Origin of the sequence: Pseudoalteromonas sp. MM17-2 (genome assembly GCF_022347945.1) — a bacterium.
In the GTDB taxonomy this organism is placed as follows: Bacteria; Pseudomonadota; Gammaproteobacteria; order Enterobacterales; family Alteromonadaceae; genus Pseudoalteromonas; species Pseudoalteromonas ruthenica.
Map to the genome: position 1 here is coordinate 129839 of NZ_JAKRFV010000004.1, position 16645 is coordinate 146483.

General features: G+C 48.7%; 12 protein-coding genes. 6 read left to right on the forward strand and 6 right to left on the reverse strand.

The genetic code is table 11. The features are described from left to right. The first annotated feature begins 146 nt into the window (after nucleotides 1-146). Nucleotides 147-950, forward strand: a complete 804-nt coding sequence (suhB, locus tag MHM93_RS05320; protein ID WP_022945497.1) for an inositol-1-monophosphatase — start codon at nucleotides 147-149, stop codon at nucleotides 948-950. Nucleotides 951-1024: 74 nt separating this feature from the next. Here suhB and MHM93_RS05325 read toward each other — a convergent pair whose 3' ends face one another. Together MHM93_RS05325 and MHM93_RS05330 are read right to left on the reverse strand one after the other, a co-directional pair. Then, nucleotides 1025-3118 carry a TonB-dependent receptor gene (locus tag MHM93_RS05325; RefSeq protein WP_239448283.1) on the reverse strand — a complete coding sequence of 698 codons (2094 nt, stop codon included), beginning with the start codon at nucleotides 3116-3118 and terminating at the stop codon, nucleotides 1025-1027. A gap of 82 nt (nucleotides 3119-3200) precedes the next feature. Beyond that, complete coding sequence (locus tag MHM93_RS05330) at nucleotides 3201-3866, reverse strand: tRNA-uridine aminocarboxypropyltransferase (protein WP_343224151.1); 666 nt, start codon at nucleotides 3864-3866, stop codon at nucleotides 3201-3203. Nucleotides 3867-3923: 57 nt separating this feature from the next. Here MHM93_RS05330 and MHM93_RS05335 point away from each other — a divergent pair, with 57 nt between their 5' ends. From MHM93_RS05335 to MHM93_RS05355, 5 genes are all read left to right on the forward strand, one after another. Further along, a complete protein-coding gene (locus MHM93_RS05335; RefSeq protein ID WP_239448285.1) occupies nucleotides 3924-4466 on the forward strand; it encodes a GNAT family N-acetyltransferase in 543 nt (180 codons plus the stop codon). Between the two features lie 108 nt (nucleotides 4467-4574). Next, nucleotides 4575-5870 carry a hypothetical protein gene (locus MHM93_RS05340; RefSeq protein ID WP_239448286.1) on the forward strand — a complete coding sequence of 432 codons (1296 nt, stop codon included), beginning with the start codon at nucleotides 4575-4577 and terminating at the stop codon, nucleotides 5868-5870. Continuing rightward, entirely contained in the window at nucleotides 5870-6364 is a 495-nt protein-coding gene (locus MHM93_RS05345) for a hypothetical protein (protein WP_045980583.1), read from the forward strand. The genes MHM93_RS05340 and MHM93_RS05345 overlap by 1 nt, the downstream gene beginning before the upstream one ends. An 8-nt stretch (nucleotides 6365-6372) precedes the next feature. After that, on the forward strand, nucleotides 6373-8376 hold the full coding sequence (locus MHM93_RS05350; RefSeq protein ID WP_239448287.1) for a GMC family oxidoreductase: 2004 nt from the start codon (nucleotides 6373-6375) through the stop codon (nucleotides 8374-8376). Nucleotides 8377-8380: 4 nt separating this feature from the next. Continuing rightward, entirely contained in the window at nucleotides 8381-9343 is a 963-nt protein-coding gene (locus MHM93_RS05355) for a DUF2608 domain-containing protein (protein ID WP_239448288.1), read from the forward strand. A 95-nt stretch (nucleotides 9344-9438) separates the two neighbouring features. On the opposite strand, the gene lpdA is transcribed toward MHM93_RS05355, so the two are convergent. From lpdA to pdhR, 4 genes are all read right to left on the reverse strand, one after another. After that, nucleotides 9439-10866, reverse strand: a complete 1428-nt coding sequence (lpdA, locus tag MHM93_RS05360; protein WP_045980580.1) for a dihydrolipoyl dehydrogenase — start codon at nucleotides 10864-10866, stop codon at nucleotides 9439-9441. Between the two features lie 155 nt (nucleotides 10867-11021). Then, a complete protein-coding gene (gene aceF, locus MHM93_RS05365) occupies nucleotides 11022-12929 on the reverse strand; it encodes a pyruvate dehydrogenase complex dihydrolipoyllysine-residue acetyltransferase (RefSeq protein ID WP_239448289.1) in 1908 nt (635 codons plus the stop codon). An 11-nt stretch (nucleotides 12930-12940) separates the two neighbouring features. Next, on the reverse strand, nucleotides 12941-15613 hold the full coding sequence (aceE, locus tag MHM93_RS05370) for a pyruvate dehydrogenase (acetyl-transferring), homodimeric type (protein WP_239448290.1): 2673 nt from the start codon (nucleotides 15611-15613) through the stop codon (nucleotides 12941-12943). Nucleotides 15614-15702: 89 nt separating this feature from the next. Beyond that, the gene (gene pdhR / locus MHM93_RS05375; protein ID WP_239448291.1) at nucleotides 15703-16452 is read right to left on the reverse strand and encodes a pyruvate dehydrogenase complex transcriptional repressor PdhR; all 750 of its coding nucleotides are present in this window, start codon (nucleotides 16450-16452) and stop codon (nucleotides 15703-15705) included. Between the last annotated feature and the right edge of the window lie 193 nt (nucleotides 16453-16645).

Genomic DNA, 16645 nt, shown 5'->3' on the forward strand with positions numbered 1-16645 from the left:
GAGAGCCGCTGAAAAATTTTTCTAAGCAAAACAGTACTGCACAAAAAACAACCAGGTTATTTTTGCTCACGTATTTACTTTAGTTGAAAAACCGCTAGAATACGCCGGCTCGAAATATTGTTCTTTTACAACCCAAAGGTAATGCTATGCATCCGATGTTAAACATTGCGATTCGCGCTGCGCGAAACGCAAGCAAGGTGATTTTGCGCGCCTGTGAAGATTTATCAAAAGTAGAAGCCAGCCAAAAAGGCAGCAACGACTTTGTAACCAGCGTTGATAAAGAGGCGGAAGCCGTTATTCGCGAAACCATCTTAAAATCTTACCCTAACCACAGTATTATAGGGGAAGAGTTAGGCCAACATAATGGCACTGATGCTGACTACCTTTGGGTGATCGATCCCCTCGATGGCACCACTAACTTCATTAAAGATATCCCGCACTTCTGCGTCTCTATTGCCTTAAAGGTAAAAGGCCGTATCGAACAGGCCGTTGTTTATGATCCTATCCGTGGTGAGCTTTTCACTGCAAGTCGAGGTCAAGGCGCGCAACTTAACAGCAAGCGTATTCGTGTTAGTAACGCTAAAGAGCTTTCTGGCACAGTGCTAGCCACAGGCTTCCCATTTAAGCAAAAGCATCACATGGATGCATACATGGAAGCGTTTAAATCGCTATTTGTATACACTGCCGATATTCGTCGCGCGGGCTCTGCCGCGTTAGATATGGCGTATGTGGCGGCAGGCCGTGTTGATGGCTTCTTTGAGATTGGTTTGAAGCCTTGGGATACCGCTGCAGGTCAACTATTGGTAAAAGAAGCCGGTGGTTTGGTCATGGATTTTGCTGGCGGGGCTAACCACGAGAAAAGCGGTAATGTGATCTGTGGTTCACCAAAACTCGCGAAAGCTATTGTAAAAGAAATTCGCCCGGTATTAACGGAGTCATTACTGAAGTAATGTCGTGACCGGCGCTTGAACTATCAAGCGTAATAGAAAAAACGCGAGCCTAAGCTCGCGTTTTTTATTACTCTCTAAAAACCATAGTTAAAGCTGACGCCGGCAACTCTTGGCTCGGCATATTGCACATAAGTTTGCGCGATGTAACCATTCACTGGGTTATTGCCGAATTTAAAGCCGCGATTGTAGTAGTCTTTATTTAGGGCATTGCGCACCCAGAAGTTCACTCCCCAATATTCAGCTTGGTAGCCAACACTGGCATTAACAAGGTTGTAGCTCGGCGACTTTGAATTATGGCTATTTGAGTAATAGTATTCGTCTTTGCCTTCTACCCCTAAATTCACGAATAGCGCGTCGGTGATGTCAAAACGGGCATTCAATGCATACTGATAATGGGGCGCTTGCGCTTGATCGCGGTCACTTTGATCAACACCCTCAGCGGTAACAAAACCATCGATTTCACTGTCCAGTGCACCGACACTGCCCGTTAAGGTTAAACGCTTAGAAACAGCATACTCGCCTTCAATTTCAAGGCCGTAGTTTTCGCCGCTGTTGCCGTTATCAAAGTAGCCTGCGAACTGCTGGTCTTCGGTTTTCCAGGCTTTAAGCTGGATATTATCGCGATACATGTAAAACGCGGTGATGCGTAAATTAAGGCGCTTATCGGCTGAGCTGCCCTTCACGCCGAACTCAGCATTCCACAAGTACTCTGGGTCGAAAGTGCGATGGTTTAAGAAAAAGTCAGCATCTTGGCTTAACCCTTCGTCATTGGCCTTGGCGATGGCTTCGGCATTGATACCACCGGCTTTGTAGCCTCGGCTGATACTGGTATAAATCATCGTTCTCGGCACTACTTGATATTCAAGCGCCACTTTTGCACCGACCATGGTGTCGTCCACGTTCTCGACGACCGCAGCTGAGTCACTGTATTGGCCCTCATTGCGCTCTACGCGAAGGCCCGTGACCAATCGCGTTTTGTCGCTGATAGGCGTTTCTATTTGCCCATATAAGGCAATATTTTCACTGTCATAGGTCGATGTGAAATCACCGGCATTCCAGGTGTACTGACGCAATAAGTCAACATCGCGAGATTGGTAATATAGCCCAGAGACCCAATTCCCCGCTTTGCCGCTAAGTTGTAGCTCTGCGGTGTAATCTTGACGGTCACGTTGATAACTATCAGTGGAGCTGTAAGCGTAAGGATGCAAGCCCTCTAAGCACAACGCTGGCTGCTCGGGGTCATTACACACCCAATCTTCATCGTAACTATATAAAAGGTCAGCGTCTAAACCGGTTAAGTTAAATTGCACATCGGCAAAGTTAAAGCCGCTGTAGATGTTGCTCAGCCCCACAGCAACACTCTCTTGAGTATCTTTACCTGGCTCATCGGCCACACTGATACGGGAATTATCTAAGGTGAACGCATCATAGCCGTTATCAATATCCATATAATGAGCAACGAGCTCCGTACGCCAATGCTCAGTAATTTGCGAGTGCAGCTTTATGCGGGCGACTTGTTCATCAATATTTTGACTGTTGCTATCAAGGTACTGGTTATCAACATAGCCGTCTGACTTATTTTGATAGAAGCTCGCGCGCACACTGCTTTTTTCACCAAATCCGGTGCCTGCAGCAATACCGGCATCCCACGCATTGTAGTTACCCGCACCGAGCTTCACCTTAACACTGGACTCCAAGGTTGGCTCAGCGCTTTCCATATGGATCATCCCCGCGAGCGCATCGGCGCCAAAGCGCGTGCCTTGTGGGCCTCGGTAAATCTCTACTTGGTCAACATCAAACAGCATTGCAGCGCCGCCGAGACCGGAGTAATTAATACCATCAATCACCACTCCGACCGATGGATTAACAGGGTCAACAAACTGCGAACGCAAGCCGATACCACGAATTTGCACAAACTTACCGCGCGACGCGCCGGCAGTAAAATTCACATTGGCAGCTTGGTTAAGTAGCTCATCTAAATACTTGGCTTCGCGGGAGGCAATATCAGCCTCAGAGAACAAGCTTGCGCTAGCGCTAAGCTCTTGGATTGATTCGCTTTTAAAGTCACCCGTTACAATGATCTTTTCAATATCACTTTCATCAGCGTGTGCACTGAGACTCAAACTTTGAGCCACGGCACAGGCCAGCAAACATAGACGTGCATTCATGCGCAGCTTGGCATCCCTAGTGGATTAAAAAAGGAACACCGAGTCTAGCAAAATCAGGCCATTAAATGAATATCTGTGGGGGCTAAAGCTTAGAACGTTTACCTTTAAGATAAGCGTTGCGAAAGTCAATAAAATGCTCGGCGAGCTTGGTTGCTGCTTGGTGCTGTTCAGCTAACTCTAACACCATAATAGCCACTTCAGCAGTCCCTAGCTGATGCTCATGTGGGGCAATACGTAAGCGATAGTCCGACACCTGCTCAGGGGCAATAGATAACACCGGAAAATCATCTAAATAAGGAGATTTACGCATCATTTTTTTCGCCTCACGCCAAGTGCCATCAAGGAAAATAAACAAAGGCGTTTTGCCCTCAATACGCTGCACTTCAGTACAGACTCGTTGTGGTTCAACGCCTTGCTCCGGGAACACCACCCAAGGCTGGTAACGACTATCTTCTAATAGCGCTAATAAGGCAGGGTCTGGATCGGTTCTATCCCAGCGAAAAGCAAAGTTCTGCGGCACGATATCGGCTATGAGCCGGCCGGTATTGGAGGGCTTAAAACTCTCGTTGTGATACATCAGCAAGCACACGGCCACATCACAAGGCACCGTTTCAACCCCGGCACAAATACATAATGACTGCGCTAACAAGCAATGTTCACAACGGCTGAGCTTACTGCCTCGGGCTTTGTATTCGCGTTTAGCATCAGCAATTTGCTGCGCACGAAGTTTTAATACAGAATTAGTCACCACATACCTCAGGTCGACGATAGCCGCTTATTGTAAGCGAATTAAGGATGCAAGAACATGGTTAACCTAACCAATAGCGCGCGACTACGCTTTCGCCTTATGGATTTTAGCGACGCCGAGCTATTGTACGAACTAGACCAAGACCCCAAGGTGATGCGCTACATTAATGGCGGAACGCCCACCTCCAGAGCAAGCATCAACGAAGTGTTTGTACCTCGCCTTCGCGCCTACCTTAATCCTGCAAAGGGCTGGGGCATTTGGCAAGTCAACCGTATCGCAGATGATGCCTATCTCGGCTGGATACTCGTGCGCCCTTTTGATTTTTTCAGTGACGCACCCAAATGGCACGATATTGAGCTCGGTTGGCGCTTTAAACAGTCAGCATGGGGCCAAGGCTACGCCACTGAAGCGGCTCATGCGGTGCTCCATGGTCTTGCTGAACAGCAACCAGAAATACGTTACTTCAGCGCCATTGCGATGGCCGAAAATATCGGTTCCATCGCCGTCATGAAGCGCCTAGGCATGCGCTTTCAGCGCCAGTATGTACACCATGATCCACTGGGGGACTGGCCCGTTGTCCATTATCAATTAGCGGTGTAACCCACTGTAATGTGAAGTCCCAGCGTTTGAATCTACATTGGTTAGTACACCTAACAGGCACTAAGTGCGTGTTAACCGTCATTACCCTATTGATTCAAGGAGCTGAATATGAGGCTACCCCTCATTGCTGTTGCCACTGTTGGCGCACTCAGTACGTTTGCTAACGGCCATGCGCAAACAACACCCACACAACAGTTAACCCCCCATTTACCCAAAGACATCAGCGTCACCGAGCCGGTCACGTTGCAATCGTTACAGCATGACTTTGATGTATTCTCTTGGCAGTCCTTTATTGCTCTGAATTGGCCTGCAAACGCGGACGGTCTGCCGGATACCAGCAAAACCATAGGCCAACAAGGCAACGCTGTGGTATGGCAGCACTATAAGGAGAGTCGCGATATATTTTTAGCTAACGGCGCCAAACCGCCCAGCTGGAAAGAGCACAACCCGCCGCCAACCCAGTGCGATGCACCTAATAATGCCTTAGTGCTGTCGCAAGTGGGTAAAACTCCGAATGTGCTTGATGAAAGCGGTGAGCCGTTTCAAACCGGGCCACTGATAGATCAAAATGGCCAGTACACGCGCTTTGAAATTCTCACCAATAAAAAGATGTTCGATTACATCGTTGATAACGAACTCTATAACCAGCAAGGGCAACATAAATTCAAAGGCGACGCTGACTTCCCGTCTACCGATAACAGTAAGGATAAAGACGGCGCAATTATGATAAAGGCCGCTTGGAAAGTGATGGGCCCAGGCGATGATCGCAGCCGTTTTTATACCGTAGATGCTTATGTGTATAACAATCCCGACGAAAACCAGGGAGTTCAGGCTGCGTGCCAATTACAGCGAGTTGGTTTAGTTGGCTTTCATATCGCCACAAAAGTAGAAGGCAATCCACAATGGATTTGGTCTACCTTCGAGCATATTAATAATGCGCCCACGCAAGGCCAGCCGGCAACTAAGCAGAGCTACAACTACTACCGGCCCAACTGCGATGATTGCACTGCGGTGAATACTCCGCCGCCACGCCCTTGGGACCCAAGCACACCCCATACGCAACCCTCGCAAGTTGAACGCGTAATTGCAATTGACGAGGCAACCAACAAGCTGAACCAGAGTTATCATGCCCAACTTAAGCACGCCTTTGCCAAAAGCGTTTGGGTGAACTATGAGCTAGTGAGCACTCAGTGGCCCACAAACGCTAAAAGTAAAACGGATCCAACCGGCGTCCCTGCCCCCAGCTTTCTTGCCAATACCACCTTGGAGACTTACATACAAGGCGAGGTTAAACAAACGTCACCAAGCTGTATTGGCTGTCACAACAATGCCGCCATGACCAATGGCCGCTTTGCTGATTTCACCTACCTACTACAACGTGCACAAGCCAAAGGAGAAAAGTAATGAGTAAAATGGATAATTTCATCGGCTTGAGTGCCGTTTTAACAGGCTTTGCCGAGAGCAAACTCGCGCCGCAAATCGACCCTATTGATATCAAATCAGAGTACCTGCCGCTGTGGCAAGAAAAGGTTGATGAGCAAAGTAACGGCTTAAGCAGCAAAATTCTCGCCACTTACAGCGACCTAAAAAGCGTTCAACCGCCCTTGTCAGATCAAAAAATTGGTGAGGCCATGCTCAGCGAGCGCAACGGCGCTGACTTCACCATGGCCTGCCGGCAACTGATTTACCTTTGGTATATGGGGGCCTGGCCCAGTGTCCCAAAGGACAATAGTCGTACCGACTTCACCATAGTGTCAAGTAAAGCTTACTCTGCAGGGCTAGTGTGGCAGGTCATGCAAGCCCACCCTATGGGCGATTCGAATGAACGTTACGGCTATTGGGCGGAGAAACCCAGCGCCACATTAAGTGACTTTACCGGCCACAGCAGCGAGCAATAAGGAGTAACATGATGAATAGCAAAACCGAATATGATGTGGTGATTGTCGGCGCAGGAATCGCAGGTGCCATTGTTGCCTACGAGCTTGGCAAAGCAGGTAAAAAAGTACTTATTTTAGAGGCTGGGCCTGCAGTGCCGGCTGATCGCTCCAAATATATGGATACTTTTTTTAAAGCTGCCGCGAAAACACCCGAAAGCCCGTATCCACCGGCAACACAGAATGCAGTGGCAAATAGCCCAAACAACCCTCTTGGCTTACCCGATCCCAGTACCGAAAACACACCAAGATACACGGTATTACAAGTGGATGCTTGGCGTAAACCGACACAATGTTACTTTGATTATCCACCGCAAGATGCCAATGTCAGCGGCACGAGTTTAAATGCTAAGTTTGCTTTTGCCAGCTCCTACGAACGCATCGGTGGCGGTACCACATGGCATTGGTTAGGTACCTGCTTGCGCTTGCTACCACAAGATTTTGAGCTTAAAACCTTGTATGGCCAAGGAGTTGATTGGCCCGGTGGTGAGCAGTTTTATCAGGACTTAGTGCCGTTTTATGAAAAAGCGGACCAAGAGATAAACGTCGCTGGCGATAAACAGCGGATGCAGCGCCTGTATGAACAGTTTGGCGTCGACCCAAGCGGCACCTACGGTAATGATTATGACTTCCCCATGCCGGGGATCGTCCCTGCCCTACAAGACAGAGTCTACGAGCATGCCACCTTGGGCATGAAGTATGAGGGCAATGAAGTCTATGTATCGCCAACGCCACAGGGACGAAACTCTCGCCCCGGTGAGCGCCGCCAATGCGCCGGCAACACCAACTGCATACCCATTTGCCCTATTCAGGCTAAATATGATGCCACCGTGACCTTGGCTCGAGCACTGCAAACCGGGAATGTTGAGATCCGCTATCAACATGTAGCAAGCAATATCCAGCTCGATAGCACGACCCAACAGGTATGCGCCATTGATTACATCAGCTATACCCATGCTAACGGCATTGCTACAGGTCAGGGTTCGGTCACTGGCAAACGCTTTGTGCTTGCCGCGCACGCTATTGAAACTCCGAAACTACTGCTTATGTCGAATAAAAACCCTGGCTTCGAAAACGGGGTTGCTAACAGCAGCGATCAGGTGGGCCGCAACCTCATGGACCACATTATGTATTTAGGCTGGGGACTAGCGGAGAAGCCTATTTACCCGTATCGCGGTCCACTTTCCACAGGTGGCATTGAATCGCTGCGCGATGGAGACTTTCGTAAACAGCGCTCAGCTTATCGCATCGAGATTGGTAACGAGGGCTGGCAATGGGCTGCTAATGATCCCGGCACGACGCTCGCTGATTTCATATTTGGGCAGAACAATAGTCAGTTGAACGGCTACTCGGTGAATCAACAAGGACAAGAGCTACGCTTAGATGATAACTTACCAGCGAATAGTAAGTTGTTCGGTCAACAACTGGTGCATACCTTGAATCAGGCTTACACTCGCCAACTGCGTTTAGGTTACCTAATTGAGCAACTCCCCGATGCCAATAACCGAGTCGAGCTATCTTCGACGCTGAAGGACAACCTTGGCTTGCCAAGACCCAAGGTCACCTACCGCTTGGCATCCGATTACGAGCGTAAGGCGTTTGTTTCGGCGAAACAAATTACCACAGAGCTGTTCACCCAATTAGGCGCCACCGAATATACTCAAGACCCCGGCGAGCCCAACCTCAGTAATGCCGAGGATGCCTCGGCGACAAAATTCCAATACCAGGATGACAGTGGCACCTTACATAATTTTAAGTTTTATGGCGCAGGGCATATCGTTGGCACCTATCGCATGGGTGATGACCCAGCGACCTCGGTGCTTAACCACCGCCAACAATCATGGGACCATGCTAACCTGTATATGGTGGGAAGCGGTGTGTTTCCAACCATTGGTACTGGTAACCCCACATTGACGATCGCCGCCTTGGCATTTCAAGGTGCTGGCCACATACTCGACGATTTAGCAGGAGCTTAATGCCATGCGCTTTTTATCTTTGACTTACTATGCCTTACTTACAGGCATCGCCACCATGACTTTGAGCACCTATGTGTATGCTGAGTCAGCAAAAAGCATTTTAACCACCGATTCGTTTGCTACGCTAGAGCAGCAAGTAATGCAGTGGGGGGAGCCAAAAAACACTCTGGTAGTGATGGATAACGACGATACGCTGACGATGATCGCCTGCGCTGATGACCAATCCCCGAGTGAATGCCAGTATCTCGGTGGGGCCGCTTGGTATGCGTGGCAAAGTGAGTTAGTCGCTGCGCAATCAGGTCCGCGTGTCGCCGACACAAGTCTGGAGCTTATTGAAGCCTCTGACCTATTATTTGCGCTTAACACCATGGTTTACACTCGAGATAACGTCCCCGCCACTTTGGCACGGTTAAGCAGTCAAAGGGTGAGGCTAATGGTTGAGACGGCACGCGGTAATCAAACGATTTCTGCTACAGAAGACCAGTTTACCGACTTAACACTACCAGGTGGCGGCGATTTATTGAGCTTTTTTGCCACCCATGCGCCCAAGTTTGCAGGACTTGCTAGTAAAGCCAGCCCCTACTCATCGTGTGATAGTGACAGCCAGCGTCGCATTTCTTATCGCCAAGGAGTGATGTATTTGGCAGGCCAAGATAAAGGCAAAAATCTACTGTGCTTTGTGAACCAGTACAACGACACGCTATCACCCGATAAGCAAATTCGTAATATCGCCTTTATTGATGACACACTGGAGAATGTCGAAAGTATAAACCTCGCATTTGCAACTCAAGCGCAGTTCAACGTTGCCGCCTACCACTACACGGCGCTGGCGGCGCATAAAGCGGCACTGACCCAAGGGCCAATGGCGAAAAAGCACCAAGCAAAAGCCACCGAACGCTGGTGTGGGGTAATAAAAACCATGACCAAGGAGCTGATAAAACCAAGCTACACCCGCGAGTGCCGCTAATGTATAGGTAGTGATGGTAGCAACCGCGCTCTGGTCATATGCAAACATAAAAAAACCCGGCACTAAGCCGGGTTTTTAAATTCAGTTGAAGAAGCTTACTTCTTCTTTTTCGCAGCCTTTTTGTTCGGTAGGTCAGTGATTGACCCTTCGAAAATTTCAGCCGCGAGACCGATTGACTCATTGAGCGTTGGGTGCGCGTGGATGGTTAAAGCGATGTCTTCAGCATCGGCGCCCATTTCCACACCTAGACCAATCTCACCCAGCATTTCGCCAGCGTTGATACCGATCATTGCACCACCGATAAGACGATCTGTGTCTTTATCGAAGATAAGTTTAGTTTGACCTTCGGTGCGTGATGAAGCAATCGCACGACCTGAAGCAGCCCATGGGAATACCGCTGTTTCAATATTCAGCCCCTGCTCTTTTGCTTCTTTCTCAGTGACACCAACCCATGCAATTTCAGGGTCTGTGTAGGCAATTGAAGGAATGCACTTAGGATCAAAATAGTGCTTCTTGCCAGAAATCACTTCAGCGGCAACATGGCCTTCATGAACGGCTTTGTGAGCAAGCATAGGCTGGCCAACGATGTCACCAATGGCATAGATATGCTCAACATTAGTCTTCATTTGCTTATCGGTGTTGATAAAGCCGCGCTCATCAACGTTAACACCGGCTTTGTCGGCATCAACCAACTTACCATTTGGTGTACGACCAACAGCAACTAATACTTTGTCGTAACGCACAGGCTCCGCCGGCGCATTTTTGCCTTCAAAAGTAACGTATAGACCGTCGTCTTTCGCTTCAACACCGGTTACCTTAGTCGATAGCATAACGTTGAACTTGTCTTTAACGTACTTTTGGTAAATCTTGATAACGTCTTTGTCCGCAGCCGGAACTAGCTGATCAGCAAATTCAACAACGTCGATTTGTGAGCCAAGAGCGCGGTATACAGTGCCCATTTCAAGACCGATAATACCACCACCTAGTACCAATAGTTTTTCTGGTACGTCTTTAAGCTCAAGCGCACCAGTCGAGTCAATAACACGCTCATCTTCTGGAATGAAAGGTAGGTTCACCGGCTGTGAACCAGCCGCGATAATAGCATTATCAAAAGTGATGGTGGTTTTGCCGTCATCGCCTTCTACGTCAATGGTGTTGCTGCCAGTGAATTTACCGTAGCCGCTCACGACTTTCACTTTACGCATTTTTGCCATGCCGTCTAGGCCGCCAGTTAGCTGACCAATAACAGAGTCCTTCCAATCGCGGATCTTGTCTAGGTCAATTTCAGGCTTGCCAAAAGAAACACCATGTGACGCCATTTCGCTCGCGTCATCAATCACTTTAGCAACGTGTAGAAGTGCTTTTGAAGGGATACAACCGACATTCAAGCACACACCACCTAGGGTCGCGCGTGACTCAACGAGGGTCACTTCCAAACCTAAATCCGCAGCACGGAATGCCGCAGAGTAACCACCAGGACCACCGCCTAGTACAACGACTTGTGTTTTGATTTCGTTGCTCATGCTATTACCTTATTTTGTCCGAACGGGAAGCAATGACACGGTTTGCTGTCAGCATGCCATCGCTCACAAAAATTGTGCAAAGATTGTATCATTGCAATTTAAAAAAATCCCAGTAAAAACCGATTGCTGGGATTAAAGTTCATTATCTGTATGGCTTACATTACCAAGTGGCGAATATCGCTTAGGTAATTAGCCAGAGTCACAGTAAAGCGTGCTGCCAGCGCACCGTCAATAACACGGTGGTCGTAAGAGCAGCTTAACGGCACCATTAAGCGCGGCTCAAACTCTTTACCATTCCACTTCGGTTTGAAGTCTGACTTAGAGACACCCAAAATAGCCACCTCAGGCGCATTGACGATAGGCGTAAACGCAGTGCCGCCGATGCCACCGAGGCTAGAGATGGTGAAGCAACCGCCCTGCATATCGGCCGAGGTTAGCTTACCATCGCGGGCCTTTTTGGAGATATCCATAAGCTCGCGTGATAACTCCATAATGCCTTTTTTGTTGACATCACGAACCACAGGAACAACAAGACCATTAGGGGTATCAACCGCAATGCCGATGTGTACATACTTTTTCAGAATCAAGCTCTCGCCGTCTTCTGAAAGTGACGAGTTAAAGGTTGGGAACTCTTCCAACGCTTTGGCCGCCGCTTTCATCACAAACACCAATGGGGTGATTTTAACGCCCAGCTTTTTCTTCTCAGCCAGCGCGTTTTGCTCTTTACGGAATGCCTCTAAGCTGGTGATATCGGCTTCATCGTATTGGGTTACATGAGGAATATGTACCCAGTTACGGTGTAAGTTAGCACCAGACAGCTTTTGAATACGCGACAGCTTCTTCTCTTCGACTTCACCAAACTTGCTGAAGTCGACTTTTGGCCATGGGATCAAGTCGACACCTGCACCGCTACCGCCTTTACCTGCGCTACCGGATTCAACTTGCTTCACTAAGTCTTTAACATAGTTTTGCACGTCTTCTTTTAATACCCGGTTTTTACGGCCTGTGCCTTTGACTTTCGCCAGGTTAATACCAAACTCACGGGCCAAACGGCGCACTACCGGTGAAGCATGGGCATAATCAGCATTTTCAACGAAGTCTTCACGCTTCGCCGGCGCTGGGCCACTGGCCTTTTGCTCTTGCAGTTGCGCGTCGCTTGCCGATGTTGATTGTTGCTTAGCCGGAGCCTGTTGCTGTGCAGGGGCACTGCCTTGCACCTCAAAGGTAAAGATTAAGCTGCCCGTTTTCACGGTATCGCCCACGGCAACTTTCACTTCTTTTACTTTGCCGGCAAAAGGAGCAGGCACTTCCATAGAAGCTTTATCGCCTTCAACGTTAAGAATCGACTGCTCTTCATCAACGGTGTCGCCGGCACTGACCATCACTTCGGTCACTTCCACTTCGTCGCCGCCAATATCCGGCACCGTCACTTCTTTAACTTCAACACTGCCGCTGTCTTTGTCTGCTTTCGCTTCTTGCTTGTCGCTATCGCTCGAGCTTGGACTCTCGGCACTGCCACCGCCTGCGGTTTCAAAGATAAATACCAGCGACCCTGTCTTTACGGTGTCGCCGACATTGATTTTGATTTCTTTAACTTTACCGGCTTGTGGCGCAGGCACTTCCATAGAAGCTTTATCGCCTTCAACGTTAAGAATTGATTGTTCTTCTTCAACGCTATCACCAACACTGACCATAATTTCGGTGACTTCAACTTCGTCATCACCAATATCAGGCACAGTAATTTCCACCTCGGCGCCGGCTTCATTGCTAGCACCGCTGTTGTCATCACCGCTGTCTGCCGCCTCGCTTTGCTCGGCATCGGCATTGCCTTGCTCACCTTCGAAAATCATAATCAAAGTGCCGGTAGAGACGGTATCGCCCTCTTTCACTTTGATCTCTTTTACTACGCCCGCTTCGCTGGCAGGTACTTCCATAGAGGCTTTATCGCCTTCTACGGTAATCAAAGATTGCTCAACTTCAACCTTGTCGCCTACCGAGACAAGCACTTCGGTGACTTCAACTTCATCGCCACCAATATCAGGTACGTTAATTTCAATGCTCATTTGCAAACCCCTTAAGCGTGCAGCGGGTTAATCTTGTCGGCATCAATGTCGAACTTCTTGATTGCTTCTGCAATCACAGATTTTTCTACATCGCCACGTTTCGCTAATTCTGTTAGTGCAGCAACCACCACGTAACCTGCATTCACCTCGAAGTGACGGCGCAGATTCTCGCGGCTGTCGGAGCGGCCATAGCCATCGGTACCCAGTACGCGATATGACTCAGCCGGGATGAAAGCACGAATTTGTTCGGCGTAGTTCTTCATGTAGTCGGTAGCCGCAATCGCAGGCTCTTCACCTAATACAGTTTGCAGATACGGCACTTTCGCCTCTGCCTCTGCCTCTGGGTGCAGCATGTTATAGCGGTCGGCTTCTTGACCATCACGGGTGATCTCATTAAACGAGGTTACCGAGAATATATCTGAGCTAACGCCGTAGTCATCACTTAGAATTTGCGCTGCTTTGCGCACTTCGTTCATGATCGTACCCGAGCTTAATAGCTGCACTTTGCCCTTGTTACCTTCGTAGCTTTCAAGCTTATAAATACCCTTACGGATCCCTTCTTCCGCACCTTCCGGCATGGCTGGCTGATGATAGTTTTCGTTCATCAACGTCAGGTAGTAGTAGATATTTTCTTGGTCTTCACCATACATACGGCGAATACCATCTTGAACGATAACCGCCACTTCATAGCCGAAGGTTGGGTCATAAGAAATACAGTTCGGCACGGTGTTCGCAAGAATATGGCTGTGGCCATCTTCGTGCTGCAACCCTTCACCGTTAAGCGTTGTTCGCCCTGCAGTGGCACCGAGCAAGAAACCACGCGCTTGTTGGTCACCGGCCATCCACGCCATATCACCCACACGTTGGAAACCAAACATCGAGTAGTAGATGTAGAACGGGATCATCGGTAGGTCGTTAGTGCTGTATGAGGTCGCTGCAGCAACCCATGAGGACATCGCACCGAGCTCGTTAATACCTTCTTGCAACACCTGACCTTTTTGGTCTTCTTTATAGTAAGCAACGATATCACGATCTTCTGGACTGTAATTTTGGCCCCGTGGATTATAAATACCAATTTGACGGAACAAGCCTTCCATACCGAAAGTACGTGCCTCATCGGCAATAATTGGCACAATGTTTTTGCCAATGCCTTTGTCTTTTAGCAATACATTAAGAGTACGCACAAATGCCATGGTGGTGGAAATATCACGCTTTTGCTCTTCAAGTAATTGCTTGAACGCATCCATCTGCGGCAACTGCAACTGTTCGCTGAAATTAGGCAAACGCGTTGGCGTGTAACCATGCAGCTCTTTACGACGGGCGTGCATATACTCGTACTCTTTTGAGCCTTCTTCTAAGGTCAGGTACGGTAAGTCTTTAAGCTCATCCTCAGAAACAAGATCTTCTAACCCTAGGCGCTTACGTAAGTGAGCCACGTGGGTCATGTCCATTTTCTTCACTTGGTGAGCAATGTTTTTACCTTCGGCGGCATCGCCCATACCATAACCTTTAACGGTTTTCGCTAAGATCACCGTAGGACGGCCCTTGGTATCTTGCGCCGATTTAAAGGCTGCGAATAGCTTCGATGGCTCGTGACCACCGCGCTTTAAGGCAAAGATTTCGTCGTCGGTCATATCGGCAACAAGAGCTGCTGTTTCTGGGTAACGACCGAAGAAGTGCTCGCGCACATAAGCACCGTCTTTTGACTTATAGGTTTGGTAATCGCCGTCAACCGTTTCGTTCATCAGCTGTAGCAATTTACCTGTGGTGTCTTTGGCTAGTAATTTATCCCAGCCACTGCCCCACACGACTTTGATTACGTTCCAACCAGCTCCTTTGAACAGGCCTTCAAGCTCTTGGATAATCTTGCCATTACCCATAACTGGGCCATCAAGGCGCTGCAGGTTACAGTTAATTAGGTAGCATAAGTTGTCTAAGCCTTCACGAGCGGCAAAGGAAATAGCGCCCCGTGATTCTGGTTCATCCATTTCACCATCGCCTAGGAAGGCATAAACGCGTTGGTTGCTGGTGTCTTTCAGGCCACGACCTTCAAGATACTTGAGGAAGCGAGCTTGATAGATTGAAGCGATAGGACCTAGACCCATAGACACGGTTGGGAACTGCCAAAACTCAGGCATCAACTTAGGGTGTGGGTATGAAGGTAACCCTTTTCCATCTACTTCTTGGCGGAAGTTATCAAGCTGCTCTGCGCTCAGGCGCCCTTCGACGAAGGCACGTGCATAAATACCCGGTGAAATGTGACCTTGGTAGTACACCAAATCACCACCGTCTTGCTCATTTGGCGCGCGGAAGAAGTGGTTGAAGCAAACTTCATAAAATGCCGCTGATGATTGGAAAGACGCCATGTGTCCACCCAAGTCAAGATCCTTTTTCGAGGCACGCAGAACAATCATAATCGCATTCCAGCGAATGATAGAGCGGATACGACGCTCAACGTTCACATCACCTGGGTACGCTGGCTCTTGGTCAGCGGGGATGGTATTGACGTAGTTTGTGGTAGTGCCAGTTGGCATATCTACGCCATCAAGACGTGCTTGCTCTAGCACTTGTTCAAGGATGTATTGAGCTCGCTCAACGCCCTCTTCACGCACAACCGACTCAAGGGCTTGTAGCCATTCCTGGGTTTCGAGTGCGTCTACGTCAACGTTATTGACTTCAGACATATGGAGTTTTCCTTATGTTTAAAATACGAATTTAAAATGCCAAAAAGCCCCAGCTTAAGCGCGATGCTCAACTGAGGCTTACAGCGAATTTATTGTGCTCTGGTACGTCGCAAAGAGCGCTCAATACGCGAATGCTCTCTCGTTGCTTCCAGTAAGGCCTCTTCGATAAAGGCTAAGTGCGCATTACTGGCCAAGCGCGCCTCTTCAGGGCGGCCTTCAATGACGGCGTCCATCAACACTTTGCGGTGCTGCGCTAATTGCTGCGACACGGCGGTTTTCTTCATCAATACCTGCAAGTTTTGCAGTACGTTTTGCTCTAGTAAAGCTTGCATGCCACGCACTAAGTGCAGTAACACCACGTTATGAGACGCTTCAGCGATACAAAAGTGAAAAGCGTTAATAGCTTTCGCTTTGGCACTCAGGTCATCACTTACTTGCGCTATTTTTTCAAAGCTATGCTTTACCTTTACAAAGTCATTTTGAGTCCCGCGCAAGGCCGCATAATAGGCGGCGATACCTTCAAGGGCGTGGCGAAACTCCAGTAAATCAAACTGCGACTCTGGGTGCTTACTGATCAACTCAAACAGTGGATCACTTAAGCCCTCTTCCAATTGGTTCTTTACAAAGGTGCCACCACCTTGGCGGCGCGTAACCAACCCTTTGGCTTCGAGTTTTTGAATTGCCTCACGCAGCGATGGGCGTGATACTTCAAACTGCTTAGCCAGCTCACGCTCAGGCGGAAGCTTTTCCCCTGGCGCCAGCGATCCCTCAAGAATCATATTCTCAAGCTGGGCCAAGATCACGTCCGATAATTTCGCTGCTTTTACTTTCAATGACATCGTTGATTTATGCTTTGGGGTAAATTGGTCATACCAAAAAGTGCGGTTAAGGTATCAAATTCACCGCAAGCTGTCAAAATTGACCCAGTTCACATCAATTTTTATTCAGCCAATTATGGTGGATATGCGCGCAAATTAAAGTAATTTACGCTTAGCGACAAATGGTCAGACCAGTTGAGAGAGGGGGGGGGGG

Coding starts and splice junctions, on each gene's coding strand:
- suhB (WP_022945497.1), top strand. CDS start 147: ATGCATCCGATGTTAAACATTGCGATTCGCGCTGCGCGAAACGCAAGC.
- MHM93_RS05325 (WP_239448283.1), bottom strand. CDS start 3,118: ATGAATGCACGTCTATGTTTGCTGGCCTGTGCCGTGGCTCAAAGTTTG.
- MHM93_RS05335 (WP_239448285.1), top strand. CDS start 3,924: ATGGTTAACCTAACCAATAGCGCGCGACTACGCTTTCGCCTTATGGAT.
- MHM93_RS05340 (WP_239448286.1), top strand. CDS start 4,575: ATGAGGCTACCCCTCATTGCTGTTGCCACTGTTGGCGCACTCAGTACG.
- MHM93_RS05345 (WP_045980583.1), top strand. CDS start 5,870: ATGAGTAAAATGGATAATTTCATCGGCTTGAGTGCCGTTTTAACAGGC.
- MHM93_RS05350 (WP_239448287.1), top strand. CDS start 6,373: ATGATGAATAGCAAAACCGAATATGATGTGGTGATTGTCGGCGCAGGA.
- MHM93_RS05355 (WP_239448288.1), top strand. CDS start 8,381: ATGCGCTTTTTATCTTTGACTTACTATGCCTTACTTACAGGCATCGCC.
- lpdA (WP_045980580.1), bottom strand. CDS start 10,866: ATGAGCAACGAAATCAAAACACAAGTCGTTGTACTAGGCGGTGGTCCT.
- aceF (WP_239448289.1), bottom strand. CDS start 12,929: ATGAGCATTGAAATTAACGTACCTGATATTGGTGGCGATGAAGTTGAA.
- aceE (WP_239448290.1), bottom strand. CDS start 15,613: ATGTCTGAAGTCAATAACGTTGACGTAGACGCACTCGAAACCCAGGAA.
- pdhR (WP_239448291.1), bottom strand. CDS start 16,452: ATGTCATTGAAAGTAAAAGCAGCGAAATTATCGGACGTGATCTTGGCC.